The sequence below is a fragment of the Methylotenera versatilis 301 genome (assembly GCF_000093025.1).
Taxonomy (GTDB): domain Bacteria; phylum Pseudomonadota; class Gammaproteobacteria; order Burkholderiales; family Methylophilaceae; genus Methylotenera; species Methylotenera versatilis.
Window position 1 is genome coordinate 2,374,074 of sequence record NC_014207.1, and the last position, 17,884, is coordinate 2,391,957.

Annotated in this window: 22 protein-coding genes; 19 read left to right on the plus strand and 3 right to left on the minus strand. The window is 43.6% G+C overall.

The features are described 5' to 3' along the window. Window positions 1-6 precede the first annotated feature (6 nt). From M301_RS10790 to M301_RS10805, 4 genes are read left to right on the plus strand one after another with little or no spacing between them, the layout of a single operon-like run. Window positions 7-954 (plus strand): PhoH family protein, encoded by a 948-nt coding sequence (locus M301_RS10790; RefSeq protein WP_013148813.1) that lies wholly within the window; start codon window positions 7-9, stop codon window positions 952-954. 56 nt (window positions 955-1,010) lie between these two features. Further along, window positions 1,011-1,430: a phosphate-starvation-inducible PsiE family protein gene (locus tag M301_RS10795; RefSeq protein WP_013148814.1), complete on the plus strand. Its 420-nt coding sequence runs from the start codon at window positions 1,011-1,013 to the stop codon at window positions 1,428-1,430. Between the two features lie 32 nt (window positions 1,431-1,462). Then, window positions 1,463-1,900, plus strand: coding sequence for an rRNA maturation RNase YbeY (gene ybeY, locus M301_RS10800; protein ID WP_013148815.1), 438 nt, complete (start codon window positions 1,463-1,465; stop codon window positions 1,898-1,900). 10 nt (window positions 1,901-1,910) lie between these two features. Beyond that, window positions 1,911-2,786, plus strand: a complete 876-nt coding sequence (locus tag M301_RS10805) for an HlyC/CorC family transporter (protein ID WP_013148816.1) — start codon at window positions 1,911-1,913, stop codon at window positions 2,784-2,786. A 78-nt stretch (window positions 2,787-2,864) separates the two neighbouring features. Here the strand turns inward: M301_RS10805 and mscL are convergent, their stop codons facing one another. After that, window positions 2,865-3,278 (minus strand): large conductance mechanosensitive channel protein MscL, encoded by a 414-nt coding sequence (mscL, locus tag M301_RS10810; RefSeq protein WP_013148817.1) that lies wholly within the window; start codon window positions 3,276-3,278, stop codon window positions 2,865-2,867. A 160-nt stretch (window positions 3,279-3,438) separates the two neighbouring features. Between mscL and lnt the strand changes: the two genes are divergently transcribed. The 8 genes from lnt (at window position 3,439) to M301_RS10850 (ending at window position 10,924) form a co-directional block, all read left to right on the plus strand. Beyond that, window positions 3,439-4,962, plus strand: a complete 1,524-nt coding sequence (gene lnt / locus M301_RS10815; RefSeq protein ID WP_013148818.1) for an apolipoprotein N-acyltransferase — start codon at window positions 3,439-3,441, stop codon at window positions 4,960-4,962. A gap of 92 nt (window positions 4,963-5,054) precedes the next feature. Further along, a complete protein-coding gene (gene glyQ / locus M301_RS10820) occupies window positions 5,055-5,978 on the plus strand; it encodes a glycine--tRNA ligase subunit alpha (RefSeq protein ID WP_013148819.1) in 924 nt (307 codons plus the stop codon). 55 nt (window positions 5,979-6,033) lie between these two features. Beyond that, window positions 6,034-6,318, plus strand: coding sequence for a GIY-YIG nuclease family protein (locus tag M301_RS10825; RefSeq protein ID WP_013148820.1), 285 nt, complete (start codon window positions 6,034-6,036; stop codon window positions 6,316-6,318). A 36-nt stretch (window positions 6,319-6,354) separates the two neighbouring features. Continuing rightward, window positions 6,355-8,475, plus strand: a complete 2,121-nt coding sequence (gene glyS, locus M301_RS10830; protein ID WP_013148821.1) for a glycine--tRNA ligase subunit beta — start codon at window positions 6,355-6,357, stop codon at window positions 8,473-8,475. A gap of 19 nt (window positions 8,476-8,494) precedes the next feature. Continuing rightward, window positions 8,495-9,055 carry a D-glycero-beta-D-manno-heptose 1,7-bisphosphate 7-phosphatase gene (gene gmhB, locus M301_RS10835; protein WP_013148822.1) on the plus strand — a complete coding sequence of 187 codons (561 nt, stop codon included), beginning with the start codon at window positions 8,495-8,497 and terminating at the stop codon, window positions 9,053-9,055. Between the two features lie 36 nt (window positions 9,056-9,091). Further along, window positions 9,092-9,796 (plus strand): lysophospholipid acyltransferase family protein, encoded by a 705-nt coding sequence (locus M301_RS10840; RefSeq protein ID WP_013148823.1) that lies wholly within the window; start codon window positions 9,092-9,094, stop codon window positions 9,794-9,796. Beyond that, window positions 9,796-10,500 carry a M48 family metallopeptidase gene (locus M301_RS10845; RefSeq protein ID WP_013148824.1) on the plus strand — a complete coding sequence of 235 codons (705 nt, stop codon included), beginning with the start codon at window positions 9,796-9,798 and terminating at the stop codon, window positions 10,498-10,500. Before M301_RS10840 ends, M301_RS10845 begins: the two co-directional genes overlap by 1 nt. 88 nt (window positions 10,501-10,588) lie before the next feature. Next, on the plus strand, window positions 10,589-10,924 hold the full coding sequence (locus tag M301_RS10850; RefSeq protein WP_013148825.1) for a DUF805 domain-containing protein: 336 nt from the start codon (window positions 10,589-10,591) through the stop codon (window positions 10,922-10,924). Between the two features lie 67 nt (window positions 10,925-10,991). Here M301_RS10850 and M301_RS10855 read toward each other — a convergent pair whose 3' ends face one another. Next, window positions 10,992-11,627 carry an SCO family protein gene (locus tag M301_RS10855; RefSeq protein WP_013148826.1) on the minus strand — a complete coding sequence of 212 codons (636 nt, stop codon included), beginning with the start codon at window positions 11,625-11,627 and terminating at the stop codon, window positions 10,992-10,994. Window positions 11,628-11,712: 85 nt separating this feature from the next. On the opposite strand from M301_RS10855, the gene M301_RS10860 reads away from it, so the two are divergent. Then, the gene (locus tag M301_RS10860) at window positions 11,713-12,627 is read left to right on the plus strand and encodes a branched-chain amino acid transaminase (protein ID WP_041360108.1); all 915 of its coding nucleotides are present in this window, start codon (window positions 11,713-11,715) and stop codon (window positions 12,625-12,627) included. Between the two features lie 88 nt (window positions 12,628-12,715). After that, the gene (locus M301_RS10865) at window positions 12,716-12,904 is read left to right on the plus strand and encodes a zinc-finger domain-containing protein (protein ID WP_013148828.1); all 189 of its coding nucleotides are present in this window, start codon (window positions 12,716-12,718) and stop codon (window positions 12,902-12,904) included. 28 nt (window positions 12,905-12,932) lie between these two features. Here M301_RS10865 and murI read toward each other — a convergent pair whose 3' ends face one another. Then, on the minus strand, window positions 12,933-13,784 hold the full coding sequence (gene murI / locus M301_RS10870) for a glutamate racemase (protein ID WP_013148829.1): 852 nt from the start codon (window positions 13,782-13,784) through the stop codon (window positions 12,933-12,935). A gap of 47 nt (window positions 13,785-13,831) precedes the next feature. On the opposite strand from murI, the gene M301_RS10875 reads away from it, so the two are divergent. Genes M301_RS10875 through panB form a run of 5 tightly spaced genes read left to right on the plus strand, consistent with a single transcriptional unit; the run spans window position 13,832 to window position 17,878 of the window. Continuing rightward, entirely contained in the window at window positions 13,832-14,380 is a 549-nt protein-coding gene (locus tag M301_RS10875) for a cob(I)yrinic acid a,c-diamide adenosyltransferase (RefSeq protein ID WP_013148830.1), read from the plus strand. Between the two features lie 48 nt (window positions 14,381-14,428). Beyond that, window positions 14,429-15,889: a polynucleotide adenylyltransferase PcnB gene (gene pcnB, locus M301_RS10880; protein WP_013148831.1), complete on the plus strand. Its 1,461-nt coding sequence runs from the start codon at window positions 14,429-14,431 to the stop codon at window positions 15,887-15,889. A 12-nt stretch (window positions 15,890-15,901) separates the two neighbouring features. Further along, a complete protein-coding gene (gene folK / locus M301_RS10885) occupies window positions 15,902-16,393 on the plus strand; it encodes a 2-amino-4-hydroxy-6-hydroxymethyldihydropteridine diphosphokinase (RefSeq protein ID WP_013148832.1) in 492 nt (163 codons plus the stop codon). Between the two features lie 16 nt (window positions 16,394-16,409). After that, entirely contained in the window at window positions 16,410-17,057 is a 648-nt protein-coding gene (locus M301_RS10890) for a deoxynucleoside kinase (RefSeq protein WP_013148833.1), read from the plus strand. An 8-nt stretch (window positions 17,058-17,065) separates the two neighbouring features. Then, window positions 17,066-17,878, plus strand: a complete 813-nt coding sequence (panB, locus tag M301_RS10895; protein ID WP_013148834.1) for a 3-methyl-2-oxobutanoate hydroxymethyltransferase — start codon at window positions 17,066-17,068, stop codon at window positions 17,876-17,878. The last annotated feature ends 6 nt before the right edge of the window (window positions 17,879-17,884 follow it).

Here is a 17,884-nt window from a genome sequence, read left to right on the forward strand (position 1 = left end):
GTCGCAATGGAAATCAACCTAACCCCAGAAGACAACTCACGTTTAGCCAATCTATGCGGCGTGCTTGATGAAAATATCAAGCAAATTGAAGATGCGCTAGAAGTACAAATCGCAAGACGTGGTGCACACATGCGCTTTACTGGCGAGGTGCACAATATGCGCTTGGCGGTGCAGTTGATTGAGAGTTTTTATATTCGTGCTAAGAATCCAATTGGTCTTGATGAGATTCAGTTGGGTTTAGTAGAAATCAATAAGCTCAAGCCTGAAGATGTAGCCACTTCAAACGCCCCGGTTTTAATGACACGCCGCACGGAGTTACATGGCCGCACACCTAGACAGATTGCCTATTTACAGCAGATTCAAGACCATGACATCACTTTTGGCATTGGCCCTGCTGGTACGGGTAAAACGTATTTGGCGGTTGCCAGCGCAGTGGATGCAATGAGTCGTGACCGAGTAAAACGTATCGTTCTAGTGCGCCCAGCGGTAGAAGCTGGCGAAAAACTAGGGTTTTTACCGGGCGATTTAAACCAAAAAGTCGACCCCTATTTACGCCCTTTATACGACGCCCTATATGACTTAGCGGGTTACGATACCGTGAATAAAATGTTTGAGCGCGGTGCGATTGAAGTTGCGCCTTTGGCTTATATGCGCGGACGTACGCTCAACCAAAGCTTTATTATTCTGGATGAAGCGCAAAACACAACGCCTGAACAGATGAAAATGTTTTTAACGCGTATTGGCTTTGGCACCAAAGCCGTGATTACTGGCGACGTGACGCAGATTGACTTACAGCGCCACCAAAAAAGTGGCTTGGTCGAAGCACAGAAAGTGTTAAAAGACATCAAAGGCATCGCCATGACGCACTTTTTATCTGCCGACGTAGTACGCCATCCATTGGTCCAAAAAATCGTCAATGCCTATGAAGAATACGAGAAAAATAACGAGAAATAAAACCTTACAAGTAGTAAGGTATAATTGATTTTCCATTTGAAGATTCAGGTTTAAAAATGACGCCCAATAAATTTAGCAAACTCATGCAGCGCGGACTTGGTTATGTCGAACAAACCGTCTTAATTACCATTGCATTTGCCACTATTTTTGCAGTATTTCAGGCGATTACGCATATCTGGCTAGCTGGTGCGATTACAGTAGGTGATTTGCTATTACTATTTTTATACCTAGAAGTCATGTCTATGCTCAACCACTATCTTGGCTCTGGCAGCTTACCTGTGCGTTATCCACTATATATCGGCATTATTGCGCTAGCGCGATATTTGGTATTGGAAGTCGCAGAGATTGATGCATGGCGTATGTTTGCGCTATCAGGCTCAATTTTCTTAATTGCGATTGCCATTCTTATTATCCGTTTTGGGCATGTGCGCTATCCGTATGTAGATTGCCCGACTCAGCAATCAAATAACAATTAATCAACTACTACTCACTGCCAACTTAAAACAATATGCCCACACTTAATTTGGCAGTTCAATACGCTTCAACCTTAAATGATTTGCCCAGCAGATCGCAGTTTAGACTATGGGCAAAAGCCGCTATTCGGGTTGATACCGAAGCGGCGATAAGAATCGTCGATGAAGCTGAAGGCCGCGAGCTTAATAAAGCCTATCGGGGCAAAGATTATGCGACCAATGTGCTGACATTTCCGCTCACTGAAGAACCACATCTGATGGGCGACATTATCATTTGCGCACCTGTGGTTGCCGCAGAGGCGCTCGCGCAAAACAAGCCGCTTGAAGCCCATTACGCGCATTTAACGGTGCATGGCATTTTGCATTTGCATGGCTATGACCATGAAGTTGAAGCGCAGGCGGAACTGATGGAAAGTTTAGAGACTGCAATTATCACAAAATTAGGGTATGCTAATCCCTATCTCATTACATAGGACGCCACTAATGGCTGCCGAGTCGGAAAAACCTAGCAACAAACCCACTAATCATAAGTTAAATAACAAGCCAAGCTTGTTAGAACGTCTCAGTCACTTTTTACTACGTGAACCTGAAGACCGTGAACAACTTGTAACGCTACTGCACGGCGCTTACGAAAACAGTTTGATGGATGCAGACTCGCTCGCCATGATTGAAGGTGTGCTGCAAGTCAGTGAAATGCAAGTGCGCGACATCATGATTCCGCGCTCTCAAATGGATGTCATCGACATCACAGACCCTCCTGAAACATTCATACCACATGTCATTGAAACCGCCCACTCGCGCTTTCCTGTCATTGAGGATGACAAAAACGATGTCATCGGCATATTATTAGCCAAGGATTTATTACGCTATTACGCCGGTGAAGACTTTGAAGTGCGGGATATGCTGCGCCCTGCAGTATTCATCCCTGAATCGAAGCGCTTGAATATTCTGCTTAAAGAGTTTCGCAGCAATCGTAACCATATTGCGATTGTCGTTGACGAATATGGCGGCGTAGCAGGCATGGTCACCATTGAAGATGTGCTTGAGCAAATCGTCGGCGATATTGAAGATGAATACGACTACGACGAAGATGAAGACAATATCATTCAAAATGCTGACGGACAGTATCGCGTCAAAGCACTGACAGAAATTGCAGATTTTAACGAAGCTATTGGCACAGATTTAAGTGATGAAGAGTTTTCGACCATCGGCGGTTTAGTGGTACATCAATTCGGTCGTCTACCAAAGCGAGATGATGAAATCACACTGAGTGGCTTACGCTTTAGAGTGCTTCGGGCAGATAGCCGCCGCTTACACACCGTGATGGTGGAAGTGTTATCTGATACTAATGAAAACTGACCTCAAAATTAAGTGGTAAAAAAAGGGCTTAAAAGCCCTTTTTTATTGTTCTACTAATACAGAATATTGTGCAAAATATTATTTTTTCAATGCATCACGAATTTCACGTAACAACACAACGTCTTCTGGCGTTGGTGCTGGCGCTGCAGGTGGTTCTGCTTTTTTCATTCTGTTCATCATTTTAACCATTTGAAAAATAACAAAAGCTAAAATCAGGAAGTTAATTGAAATAGTCAAAAAGTTACCGTAAGCAAGCACTGAGCCTGCCTTTTTAGCATCAGCTAAAGATAAACCCGCGGCTTGACCACTAAGTGCGACATACATATTTGAAAAATCTACATTACCAATGATTTTTCCTATGATAGGCATAATAATATCGCCCACCATTGAGTCAATAATCTTACCAAAAGCACCGCCAATAATTACACCGACAGCTAAATCCATTACATTGCCTTTTAAGGCAAATTCTTTAAACTCAGATGCCATGCTCATACGTTTCTCCCATAAAATTAAAGATGACCAATTAAATTAATTGTTGTAGCAGCCCGTAATATAGGTTCTAAAGGTATTTCATGTCAATCGACACGATATTTTCACTGTGTTTAGATCGTAAATTTTTGTTATCTGACGCTATCAAGCTACAATTCAGCCCATGCAAATAATCATAAAAAATAGATTCATTAGGTCAATCACAGTTTTTCTACTTGGCGCCTTATGCGTGCTTGGTTTTGCGCCATTCTATTTTTATCCCTTCAGCATTGTATCGCTCATAGGCTTATTCTACTTTTGGCATCAGGACTGCACCCCAAAGCAAGCAGCCATGTCAGGCTTTATCTATGGCCTAGGATTATTTAGCACAGGTATTTATTGGATTTATATCAGCCTGCACGACTTTGGCAATATGCCCGGTGCAGCGGCTGGTTTAGCTACATTTTTGTTATGTGCATTTATGGCCTTATTCACGGCTCTGGTCGGCGCATTCAGTGTAAAAATCTCAAAGCCTCAATCTTCACAATTACTCATCAGCATTCCTATATTTTGGGGATTAGCTGATTGGACACGCAGCTGGATTTTCACTGGCTTTCCGTGGCTCACCATGGGCTACAGCCAAGTGCCGCATAGCCCATTGGCAGGCTACATGCCGATTATCGGCGTGTATGGCGTTTCTATGATCACGGTGTTTATTGCGAGTTTGATTGGCTATTGGCTTGCTAAAAAACCTGCATCTGTTATTTGGAAACGTAACACGATTGCATTATTGGTACTCATTTTGGTGACAAGTTGCCTACTAAAACTGGTTGAATGGACTGCGGCAACATCCAAACCAATCCAAGTGGCGTTACTACAAGGCAATATCGCGCAAGATATTAAATGGTCACCAGAAGTCGCTGAAAAGACTTTAAGCCTATACCTTCACATGGCTGAGGCGAGTCAAGCAAAACTTATCATCATGCCGGAAACAGCCATGCCTGTGCTTTCCAGCCAAATTCCGCAAGAGCTGATCGTGCGTTTGCAAACTCATGCGGTTAAAAATCAAGGCGCAATTCTAGTCGGCGCGGTTGAGCATGAAAATGATGAGTATTTCAACAGCGTAATGAGTATTGATGGCGGCAAACCTGAAGTTTACCGCAAGTCGCACCTAGTACCTTTTGGCGAGTTCATCCCCTTAAAAGTGGCTTTCGGCTGGATTTATCGCGATTTGCTTAATATGCCACTCAGTGATTTAACCAGAGGCAGTATTCACCAACAACCTATGAATATCGCTGGTGAAAATGTCGCCATCAACATTTGTTATGAAGACGTATTTGGCGAAGAAATCATCCGCCAATTACCCGCCGCCACACTTTTGGTGAATGCCAGCAATGACGCTTGGTATGGACAATCCAATGCCGCGTATCAGCATATGCAATTCTCACAAGCCCGCGCTTTAGAAACTGGTCGTACCGTTTTACGTGCAACTAACACTGGCGCAACCGCCATCATCGACCCGCATGGCAATGTGTTAGCTCATGCGCCACATTTTACTGAAACTACGTTGAATGGCATGGCGCAAGGTTACAGTGGCAGTACGCCTTATGTACGTTGGGGCAACTGGCTGTTTCTGATTATTTGCTTGGTTGGTCTCACCATCATCTGTTTGCCCAATTTTTTGGCAAGTAAGCGTAAAACAAAGTAAAATCATTACTTTCTTAAATACTACGATTTAAAGCTGTACGACTTAAATCTATTAGACTAGAACCATTTAGAATCGAACCTTAGAATCAAACCATGGCACTCACTTTTCAACAAATTATTCTCACCCTGCAAAACTACTGGAGCGATAAAGGTTGCGCATTGCTGCAATCTTACGACATGGAAGTTGGCGCAGGGACTTCACACACCGCGACTTTTTTGCGCTCATTAGGCCCAGAGCCATGGAAAGCGGCTTACGTGCAGCCAAGCCGTCGCCCAAAAGATGGCCGTTATGGTGAAAATCCAAACCGCTTGCAACATTACTACCAATTTCAAGTCGTGTTAAAACCAGCACCAGCGGACATTTTAGAGCTGTATTTAGGCTCACTTGAAGCGCTTGGTTTTGATTTAAAAAAGAACGACATTCGCTTTGTTGAAGATGACTGGGAAAATCCAACGCTAGGCGCATGGGGCTTGGGTTGGGAAGTTTGGTTAAACGGTATGGAAGTCACACAATTCACCTACTTTCAACAAGTCGGCGGCATTAACTGCAAGCCGATTACAGGTGAAATCACCTACGGATTAGAGCGCTTGGCAATGTATCTACAAGGCGTAGACAACGTTTACGACTTAACTTGGACAGCAGGTTTGAGCTACGGCGATGTCTATCTGCAAAATGAAAAAGAACAATCAACCTATAACTTTGAACACTCAGATGCTGACTTCTTGTTTACCGCATTCACGGCACATGAAAAACAAGCTTTGCATCTCATTGAAGAAAAACTTTCACTACCTGCTTACGAGCAAGTGCTAAAAGCCGCACATACCTTCAATTTGCTAGATGCACGTGGAGCGATTTCAGTCACAGAACGCGCAGGCTATATTGGTCGCATTCGCAATCTAGCCCGTTCAGTCGCCGCAGGCTACTTGGAAAGCCGCGCAAGACTTGGCTTCCCAATGGCACCCAAAGATTGGGCAGATGAAGTATTAACAGAATTAGCTAAGAAAGCCGCAGCATAAACTTAAATTCCAGTGTCGTCATTCCCGCGCAGGCGGGAATCTAGGCAAGATAAATATGCAACCCTGTGTTTATATGATGGCCAGTGGTAGAAATGGAACACTGTATATTGGCGTAACATCAAACCTGATCACTCGAGTTTGGCAGCATAGAAATAATGCTATAGATGGTTTTACACAAAAGAATAAAGTTCACCAGTTGATATGGTATGAACCTCACGAAAATATGGAGTCAGCGATTTCTCGTGAAAAAGCACTTAAAAAATGGAATAGAATTTGGAAATTACGCCTGATTGAGCAATACAATCCTGAATGGCAAGATTTATATGAACAACTTACTTGACTGGATTCCCGCCTACGCGGGAATGACGAAAAAATAATGAGCATGCAAAATTTATTAGTAGAATTATTTGTAGAAGAACTACCGCCGAAAGCCCTGAATAAACTAGGTGAGGCATTTTCAAACGTATTGTTTGAAACGCTTAAATCACAAGGTTTAGCCGCTGTTGGCACAATTGTTACGGCCTTTGCATCTCCACGTCGCCTTGCAGTGCATGCAACAAATATACTAGCGGTCGCGCCAGATAAAACTTCTACACAAAAACTTATGCCTGTTAGCGTCGGCTTAGACGCGAGCGGCAATCCAACACCCGCTTTAATCAAGCGTCTAAATGGCATGGGCTTGGACGAAAGCGCTGTTGCAAACTTAACCAAGCAAGCAGATGGCAAGAATGAAGCTTTGTTTTTAGATGTGTTGCAAAAAGGCGTTTCGCTTAAAGATGGCTTGCAAAGCGCATTGAATGAAGCAATCTCAAAACTGCCGATTCCAAAAGTCATGACTTATCAATTAGCCGATGGCTGGACGAGCGTGAACTTTGTGCGCCCTGCGCATAGCTTAGTCGCGCTTCATGGTAATGAAGTGGTTGCGGTTACCGCGCTTGGTTTAACAGCTGGTAATGCTACCCAAGGTCACAGATTTGAAGCTGCAGTTTCTCCAGTTGTTTTAAAAAACGCAGATAGTTACGCAGAACAATTGAAAACCGAAGGCGCAGTGATTGCCAGCTTTGCTGAACGCCGTGCAGAAATCGTACGTCAACTCAACGCTGCCGCAGCTAAACAAAATCTAAAACCGATTGAAGATGAAGCCTTGCTCGACGAAGTTACTGCACTTGTTGAGCGCCCAAATGTGCTACTCGGTCAGTTTGAAGAAATTTACCTAGAAGTACCGCAAGAATGTTTGATTTTGACTATGAAGGCAAATCAAAAATACTTCCCGCTACTTGATGCTAACGACAAGCTAACCAATAAGTTTTTGATTGTCTCTAACATCAGCCCTGATGATGCCAGTGCTGTCATCGGTGGTAATGAGCGCGTTGTTCGCCCACGCCTTGCTGATGCCAAGTTCTTCTTTGACCAAGACCGTAAGAAAACTTTGGAAAGCCGCTTAGAGGGTTTAAATAAAGTGGTTTACCACAACAAGCTTGGTTCTCAAGGCGAACGTACTGAGCGTGTTCGTGAAATCGCAAGAGATATAGGTAAAGCTTTACTTAATGAAGATGCTTATTACGGTGACTCGCTGTCAGGGAAAGCTTCAATTGCTGCAAAACTATCAAAAACCGACTTGGTGACAGATATGGTTGGTGAATTTCCTGAGCTTCAAGGCATTATGGGGCGCTACTATGCCCAGCATGAAGGCTTGGAAAATGACATTGCATTCGCTATAGAAGACCATTACAAGCCACGCTTTGCAGGTGACGCGTTACCGCGTAATCCAATAGGCGTCGTTGTAGCTTTAGCTGATAAATTAGAAACCTTAGTTGGCTTATTCAGTATCGGTGAGAAACCTACTGGTGATAAAGACCCGTTTGGTTTACGCCGTCAAGCACTCGGTGTTATTAGAATATTAATTGAGAAAAAATTGGAGCTATCTCTTAATGAGTTAATTCGCATTGCAGAACGTCCATTTAAAGGACTTGGTGCTGAAAACTATCAATTATTAAAAGCATTTTTCTCTGACCGAGTTGCTAATATGTTACGTGAGCAAGGTGCAAACTCACAAGAAGTAGAGGCAGTACTTTCACTTAACCCAGAAATTTTAAGTGATATTCCTCAGCGTTTAAATGCAGTACGTGCCTTTTCAGCTTTGGAAGAAGCCCCTGCCCTAGCCGCCGCTAACAAACGTGTCGGTAATATTCTGAAAAAAGTTGAAGGCGAAGTAAAAGCTGAAGTAAATGCTAACTTACTGCAAGAAGCAGCTGAAATCGCACTCAACGATGCATTAAGCAAAGTAAAACCTGAAGCTGATAAGTTGTTTGAAAGTGGCGATTACACAGCATCTCTTAAATCACTCGCGGCTTTAAAAGCACCTGTGGATGCTTTCTTTGACAATGTCATGGTAAATGCTGACGACCCTGCGCTTAAAGCGAACCGTCTTGGTTTATTGGCGATTTTGCACCAAACCATGAACCGTGTTGCAGATTTATCTAAACTAGCTAGTTAACCAACAAAGCGAGCCACCCATGAAATTAGTGATTTTAGATAGAGACGGCGTGATCAATCAAGATTCTGCCAATTTCATCAAAAGTCCAAATGAGTGGATTTCTATTGCAGGTAGCCTAGAGGCGATTGCCTTGCTGAATCAATCTGGTTTTAGAGTGGCGGTGGCGACTAATCAATCTGGCATTAGTCGCGGATTGTTTGATATGACCACGCTCAATAACATTCATGACAAAATGCATAGAGAGTTAGCTGTTGTAGGTGGGCGAATCGATGCGATATTTTATTGCCCTCATGCAGCGGATGAGCATTGTCATTGCCGCAAGCCTGATACAGGCATGATAGAAGAAATTGGCCTACGTTTTTCAATGGAAATGAATGGCGTGCCTGCTGTGGGCGATGCGCTACGCGATTTGCAAGCCTTTGCCAGCGCTGGTTGCCAGCCTATTTTAGTGCTTACAGGTAAAGGTGAGGCGACTTTAGCTGCATCAAAACAAAACCCTGAAAAAGCCTTACCGCCAAACACTTGGATTTGCGTAGATTTAGCAGAAGCTGTGCAGCGCATTGTCACCGAGCTAGACTAAACCTAAACACACGGCTAAACACTCTCGAAAGTCAGTATGCTATTTTTGCGTTCTTTGTTGTTTTTTATCGGCCAAGTCATTACCGCGCCAATTTTCACGCTAGTTGCCCTGCTCGCCATGCCGCTTAACCCGATATTGCGTAACGATTTAATCTCAGGCTGGGCGCGCAGTATGTTGTGGTGGCTAAAAGTTACTTGCAACATTCGCCATGAAATTACAGGCTTAGAAAACATCACAGATACACCTACTATCGTGCTGTCTAAGCACCAATCTGCTTGGGAAACACTGGCTTTTCAAGCTATTTTTCCAACGCAAGTTTACGTGCTAAAACGTGAGTTATTATGGATTCCAATTTTTGGCTGGGGTTTAGCCATGTCATCGCCTATCGCCATTGATCGCAGCGCTGGTCGTGAAGCACTTAAAAAATTAGTCGCAAACGGTCAGGCAAGGTTAAACCGTGGATTTTGGGTGGTGATATTCCCAGAAGGCACACGTATTGCGCCAGGCGAGCGCAGTAAATATCACATTGGTGGCGCATGGTTAGCAACGCACACAAAAACTCAAGTACTGCCAGTTGCGCACAATGCAGGTGAATATTGGGCTAAAAACACGTTCATCAAAAAACCGGGCGTGATTAAAATGCACATCGGTAAACCGATTCAAACAGCAGGCTTGAAGGCAGATGCATTAAATCACCAAGTTGAAGGCTGGATTGAAGCTGAGATGCTCACACTAAATTAATGAGCCACTCCCTCACATTACCCTCTGGCGATCAATTACATTACCAGCTAGAACGTCGCCAACGCCGCACTGTAGGCTTAAAAATCACACAAACGGGCTTGGTTATACATGCCCCTAAACGCATTTCACAATCGCAGCTTGAAGACATCATTGTGCAAAAGGCAGACTGGGTGCTTAGAAAACTCGCCTCCGTCACTGCAAATAAAATACCAGAAATACAATGGCGACATGGCGAACAGCTCTTACTTTTAGGTAACGCGATGACGTTAACAATTGAGCACAATGTCCGCTCAAAAGCGGTGGAGTATGAGCCAGGTGTTTTGCAATTGGCGATGCCAAATCAAGATAAAATGTTAATCGCGCGTAAAGTGGTTCAATGGTACAAAAAGCAGGCCATCACTGATTTTACAAGGCGTTTAGAGATTTTCTCAAGCAAGCTGGGCGTTAAATTCACATCGCTCACGTTATCCAACGCGGCCTCACGCTGGGGAAGCTGCAATTCAAAAAAAGAGATTCGGTTGAATTGGCGCTTACTACAAGCTCCACCGCACATTATCAACTACGTGGTTTGCCACGAGCTGGCACACATCAAAGAAATGAATCATTCAGCCAAGTTTTGGGCGACTGTTGAAAGTATTTTTCCAGATTACAAAGCCGCTGAAAAAGAATTAAAAGCCATATCACCCCAACTACACAGGTTTTAAAGTTAACCATATTTAATATTCTTTGCACGGCTAACATGCTAATATTTTAAGCGCTACAACAACTTAATAAAATAACTGGAGGGGCAAAATGAACTTTCAAGATGCAGTAAAGGCGTGCTTTCAAAAATATGTAGATTTTAGCGGCCGCGCAAAACTACCAGAGTTTTGGTGGTTCTTTTTGTTCTGTTTCGCAGTCGCTGTGGTGTTAGAGTTTGTAGGCAGCTATGTTTCATGGGCTTTTTCACTTGCAACATTCTTACCTTCATTGGCGGTAGGTGCTCGTCGTTTGCACGACACAAACAAAAGTGGCTGGTTTCAACTGATTTGGATTATTCCAATTTTAGGTTGGATTGCGATGATTTACTTGTTGGTTCAACCGAGCGACCCAGCAGATAATCAATATGGCACAGCACCAAGCAATTAAGCCAGATTAGCCAATTCAATTATAAAAAAGGGGCTTAGCGCCCCTTTTTAAACTTCAAATTTTCGTATCAGAGTATTTGCTTAATATCATTGGCAATATCGGCAGGCTTCTCTCCGTAGTCGACATACAGCCTTATTTTTCCTGTTTTATCAAATATATACATTCCCGCACTATGATCTAAGGTATAACCGCCCTTACCTTGCGCTTCTACTTTCTTTGCATAGATTTTAAAAGTGGCTGCTGTAGCAGCGATAGTTGGCTCATCTCCTCGCAACCCAATAAACCGTTTATCAAAAGAAGGTACAAACTGCGCTAACACTTCTTGACTGTCTCTAGCTGGATCAAGTGTAACAAAAAGCACCTGCACTTCATCAGCACGTGGTCCAAGTAGCTTCATGGTTTGTTTTAAATCCAGCATCGTGGTGGGGCAAACATCTGGGCAATGTGTGTAGCCAAAAAACAATGCTACCGCCTTACCCTTAAAATCAGCCAGCGTACGCGTTTTACCTGTGTGATCCGTCAAACTGAATGATTGGCCAAAATCTGCGCCTGTAATATCAGTTGCGACCAACTGACTGGCTTCGCCCGCAGGCTTGCAAGCCGATAAAAAACTTAAGAAAACAACAAGACAGATTGCTTTTAGTAAATGTTGCACAAAAAACTCCAAATAAGTTTTAAATTTATACGCTTTTGATTTTAACATGCGCTAAGAATTCCGCGCTTTAGTTTACAATAATGCTTTTACAAAATTCGTTAATAAGGCAGCAATAATGGCAATTCCAACCTCAATGGCAGACCGTGATGGCGTAATTTGGTATGACGGTAAAATGGTTAACTGGCGTGACGCGACTACACACGTTTTAACACACACTTTGCACTACGGCATGGGCGTGTTTGAAGGTGTTCGTGCTTACAAAACTGATAAAGGCACTGCCATTTTCCGTTTGCAAGAACATACGGACCGATTGTTTCGTAGCGCGCACATTTTGCAAATGAAAATGCCATTTACAAAAGAAGAGATGATGGAAGCGCAGAAAGCAGCCGTGCGTGAAAATAATCTAGAGTCAGCTTATATGCGCCCAATGGCGTTTTATGGCGCTGAAGCGATGGGTATTTCTGCTAAAACATTGTCAACCCACGTGATTGTTGCCGCTTGGAAATGGGGCGCATACATGGGTCAAGAAGCGCTAGATAACGGCATTCGCGTAAAAACATCTTCATTTTCACGTCATCATGTGAACATCACCATGTGTAAAGCCAAAGCTAACGGCAACTACATGAACTCAATCTTAGCGCATCAAGAAGCTGCACAAGATGGCTACGAAGAAGCTTTGTTGCTTGATGTAGATGGTTTTGTTGCTGAAGGTTCAGGCGAGAACATATTTATTGTGCGCAATGGCAAACTTTACACACCAGACCTGACTAGCGCGCTAGAAGGCATTACACGCGATACGATTGTTCAGCTTGCTGCTGAAATCGGCTTAACTGTGATTGAAAAACGCATCACACGCGACGAAGTATATGGCGCAGATGAAGCTTTCTTTACTGGTACCGCCGCTGAAGTGACACCGATTCGCGAATTAGATCGCCGCGCAATTGGTGCTGGCACAGCTGGCCCTATCACTAAGCAATTACAAAAAATGTATTTTGATGTAGTGACTGGCAAATCAGCTAAACATGCTAATTGGTTAACACTGGTTTAACTTTGTAAAAGTTTAACTATTCACACCATTAGAATTTTTGGTCGTTATTCTCGCGAAGGCGGGAATAACGAATTGGGAGCAAATCAGTATGTCCAACATAAACGAAATTGAAGTCTCTGCAAAAGACCTACCTTTACATTGCCCAACTGCTGAAGTTGCGCTTTGGTCTTCTCATCCACGTGTATTTTTAGATGTAGCTAAAACCGGCCACGTTGCATGCCCTTACTGTGGCACAAAATATAAACTTAAAGCAGGCGAAGTCGTCGCGCATCATTAGCAGCTTGTAGCTTTGAGCTATTCAACTGCTACAACATTAACACCTTTACATCACCGCCCCACAACTGCTCGATCACTACTTTAGCATTTGGATTTTCACTATTTGTCCAAAACTGCACCTTACTCTTCGAAAACTGTGCATCGGCCTCTGCAGTGCGGTTTGACAGTAAACCTTTTTCTTCTAATTGTCTTTTCAATTGCTTTGCGACCGCCGCACCAGTATCAATCAATGCGACATTAGCACCAACCACTTGCTCAATCAGGTGCCGCACAAATGGATAATGTGTACAACCTAGCACAATCGTATCAGCACCTTCAGCTAACAAGGGCGCACAATATTGCTGGATGAGCATTTTGGTATTATCCGCATCCAACTCTCCACGCTCGATACATTCAACCAAGCCGACACAAGCTTGCGTCACTACTTTTACATTGCGACCATAACTTTCTAGTAAGCCTGCGAACTGGGCACTTTTAAGTGTACCTGTGGTTGCCAGTACGCCAATAATGCCATTTCTGGAAGCTTCGGCGGCTGGTTTAACTGCTGGCTCCATGCCTATTATTGGTAAAGAGTACCTTTCACGTAACGAGTCAATGGCTGCGGCAGTCGCTGTATTACAAGCCACTACAAGCGCCTTGGCATCTTTAGCCATTAAAAATTCGGCAATCTCAAAGCAGCGTGCTTGAATTTCTGCTGCTGTTTTGTTGCCATATGGCGCGTATTTGCTATCAGCCACATAAAGCAATTGTTCATTCGGCAATAGCGCCTGTATATGTTTTAAAACGGAAATTCCGCCGACGCCAGAATCGAATACGGCAATAGGTTTTTCAATGGGCTTATTAACAGGTGTTTCGTTAGACTTAATGGTTTGAGCGCTCATTACAAGGTCGTCATCAGTTACAATGCACGTATTATAGAGGAAATATTATGGGAAACAGACTCAGTAAAATTTATACCCGCACAGGTGATAGCGGCACAACTGGCTTGGGTGATGGTAGCCGCATCAACAAAGATAGCTTGCGTGTTGAAGCAATGGGCGATGTTGATGAGCTAAACTCAGTCATTGGTGTGATGATGACCGAAGCGTTGCCCAACAAGCTTGTTGAACCTCTTACCCAGATTCAACATGATTTATTCAATGTGGGTGGTGAAATCTGCATTCCAGGTTATGTCATATTGCAGCAATCCCGCATCAGTGATTTAGAGAACGTGATTGATGAACTCAACAGCCAATTGTCGCCACTAAAAGAATTTATTTTACCTGGCGGCACCAAAGCCGCAGCGTACTGCCACCTTGCCCGCACTGTGTGTCGACGCGCCGAGCGCAAGTTGGTTGAGCTTCATCGTAATGAGAAGGTTACCGATATTTCACTGCAATATTTGAATCGTTTGTCTGATTTATTGTTTGTCATGTGCCGCGTCATTAACAAAGAGGCTGGCGTGAATGACGTTCTTTGGAAAAACGAGCATGCTTAATTTTTAGCTTAATTTTTAGAAGTTCTCTTCGTAAGTTATAATTCGACCATGATTAAAAAACTGCTTGATAGAATTTTTAAGCCCAATAGTGCCAAACCTGAGCACGCTAAAGTCGCGGCGGTTAAAACACAGCAAGCGCCTACGCATCGCCCGACACTTAGAACTAAAAAAACAGCGCATAAAAATGTCGATAGTGTTAATCATGGCGCAACGGTAATTGCACATAAAACACATAAATTTGACCGTGACTTGTTAAGCAACGCTGCGCTAAAAACCACCGAAGGCTTACATAAAGCAGGCTTTGAAGCTTATATTGTCGGTGGTGCAGTACGCGACTTACTGCTTAACCGCACGCCAAAAGACTTTGATGTAGCGACTGATGCCACGCCAGAAGAAGTGAATCGCATCTTTAGACGCTCACGCATTATCGGCAAAAGATTCAGATTAGTACACGTACTATTTGGGGATGAAACCATAGAAGTTTCAACCTTTCGCGGTAGCCACCTAGAAACTGAGGGTAATCCAAAAGGTGACTCTAAAACCACGGATTCAGGTCGCATCATCCGCGACAATGTATTTGGCTCAATAGTAGATGATGCTGTTCGCCGTGACTTTACAGCTAATGCGCTTTATTACAACCCAGCCAGCCAAGAGGTATTGGACTTTCACCACGGCTATACCGATATAAAAGCAGGCGTTCTGCGCATGATAGGCAAACCTGAAACACGCTATGCCGAAGACCCCGTGCGTATGCTGCGTGCAGTGCGTTTGTCTGCAAAGTTAGGCTTAAAGATCGATCAAGCTACGCAAGCACCTATCGCCAAAATGGCAGATTTGCTGCAAGACGTACCGCCTAGCCGTTTGTTTGATGAAATGCTCAAGTTGTTTTTGTCTGGTCATGCCATGGAAAGCGTCAGTGCTTTGCGTGAGCAACACCTGCACCATGGCTTATTGCCGATGTTAGATGTAGTGCTTGAACAGCCGATGGGTGAGCGTTTCGTCATGCTGGCACTCAAAAATACTGACGACCGCATCCTTTCTGGCAAATCAGCTAATCCGAGCTTTTTATTCGCCACCCTACTCTGGCATGAAATGTTAGCAGCTTGGGAAAGCTACAAAGCAGAAGGTCAGCACGCGATTCCAGCGTTACACATGGCGATGAGTGAAGTGATTGCCACTCAAGCTGAGAAAATGGCGATTCATAACCGCTACACCGCCACCATGAAAGAAATTTGGGGCATGCAGCCACGCTTTGAACAACGTGCAGGAAAGCGACCTTTTGGCTTGCTTACACACCCACGCTACCGCGCTGGCTATGATTTTTTACTTTTACGTTGTGAATCTGGTGAGTTACCAATGGAATTAGGCGAGTGGTGGACTGAATTCGCTAACGCTGATGGTGAAGGTCGTACAGCCATGTTACAAGCAGATACCGCACCTAAAAAACGTAAGAAGAGAAGTCGCAAAAAACCTGCTGGTGCAAGCTCTACTATTAGCACAACTGAGTAAATTCCTGTATTTATGAAACAAGCTTTTGTTGCGCTAGGGAGTAATTTAGCAAACCCAATTTCACAAGTAGAATCTGCCTTTGCAGCACTTGAAAACCTACCAAACACACGTGTGATAAAGAAGTCATCTTTATATAAAACGGCACCGATAGGCTACGAAGCTGAGCAACTAAACCAGATTCCAGACTTTATTAATGCAGTAGCGGAGCTTGAAACAGATTTAGCCCCGCTTGAATTGCTCGATGCGCTATTGGAAATTGAAAATCAGGCTGGGCGTGAACGCCCTTTCCCCAATGCTCCCAGGGTGTTAGATTGTGATTTACTGCTTTATGAGAATGTAAGCATGGAGTCCACCAAGCTCATATTGCCACATCCAAGAATGCATCAACGCGGTTTCGTTTTATTACCATTATTTGAAATCGCAGCACAATTATCCATCCCGAATCATGGCAAAATAGCGACATTGATTCACGAGCAGCAATTTACTGGCATTACAAAACTATAGGCAGCACACTAATCGCATGAGCATTTTTAATAAATACCCTTATATCGTTGTTGAAGGCCCTATTGGCTGCGGCAAAACTACGCTGGCCAAAATGTTAGCCGATAAATTTCCTGTAGATTATTTATCTGAAAAAGCCGAAGCGAATCCATTTTTGCCGCGCTTTTATCAAGATGCACAACGTTATGCATTGCCTACACAGCTGTTTTTTTTGTTTCAGCGCGCTAATCAGATGAAAGATTTGAGCCAGCGTGACATGTTCGCCAAACCAATTATTGCTGACTTTTTCTTAGAAAAAGACCCGATATTTGCGCGACTGAATTTGGATGATGAAGAGTACGCGCTATATCACAACATTTATCAGCATTTGCAATTAAAAGCGCCTAAACCAGACTTGGTGATTTACCTACAAACGCCTATTGACGCCCTGATGGAGCGTATTGAAGAGCGCAGTGTCACTTACGAACAAGACATTCCGCGTGAATATATAGAGCGTTTAGCAAATGCGTATAGCGAGTTTTTTCATAATTATGACGCTTCACCAGTACTGATTGTGAATAATGAAAAACTTAATGTGCTAAAAAATGAAGATGCGCTGGAGCTGTTGCTTAACCGTATTATGCAAATTAAAGGTCAGCGCGAATTCTTTAATCCGAACTTTGATTAGCTTTCCAAATGAACTTAGCCCAATTACATGAAATGGCGGCGGCAGGCGAGAAAATCGTCATGCTGACCAGTTACGATTCCACTTTTGCAAAGCTTTCTGAAGAAGCCGGTGTAGATATCCTGCTCGTAGGCGATTCACTGGGCATGGTGTTGCAAGGTGCTGAAAATACGCTCAATGTCAGCATGCATCACATGACTTACCACACCAAAAGCGTCTCTGCAGGAGCTTTAAATACCTTTATCATGGCGGATATGTCACTTGGCAGCTATGAACACGATAATGAAGCTGCTTACAAAAATGCTGAATGGCTGATTAAATCAGGCGCACACATGGTGAAATTTGAAGGCGGCGGTAGCAAGGTGAAAACGGCTCGTTACTTAGTGGAACGAGGTATTCCAGTGTGTGCTCACTTAGGATTTACACCACAATCGGTCAATCAGCTTGGTGGCTACAAAATTCAAGGTAAAACAGATGAAAGCGCCGCGCAAATCATGCAAGATGCTATCGCCATGAGTGAAGCTGGTGTTGGTTTTATTTTACTGGAAATGGTGCCTGCTGCCCTAGCCAAAAAAATCACCGAAACCATTAAAACACCAACTATAGGCATAGGCGCTGGGGTTGATTGCAGTGGACAAGTACTAGTGGTTCAAGATTTACTCGGCATCTACACAGGCCCTGCAAGTAAGAAACCCAGCGAATTCAAATCTCCACGTTTCGTGCGTAATTTCTTAAAAGATACCAATAGCGTGCAATCTGCAGTTGAAGCCTATGTCAAAGCAGTTAAAGATAAAACCTTCCCAGCGCTTGAACATAGCTATTAAGTCATT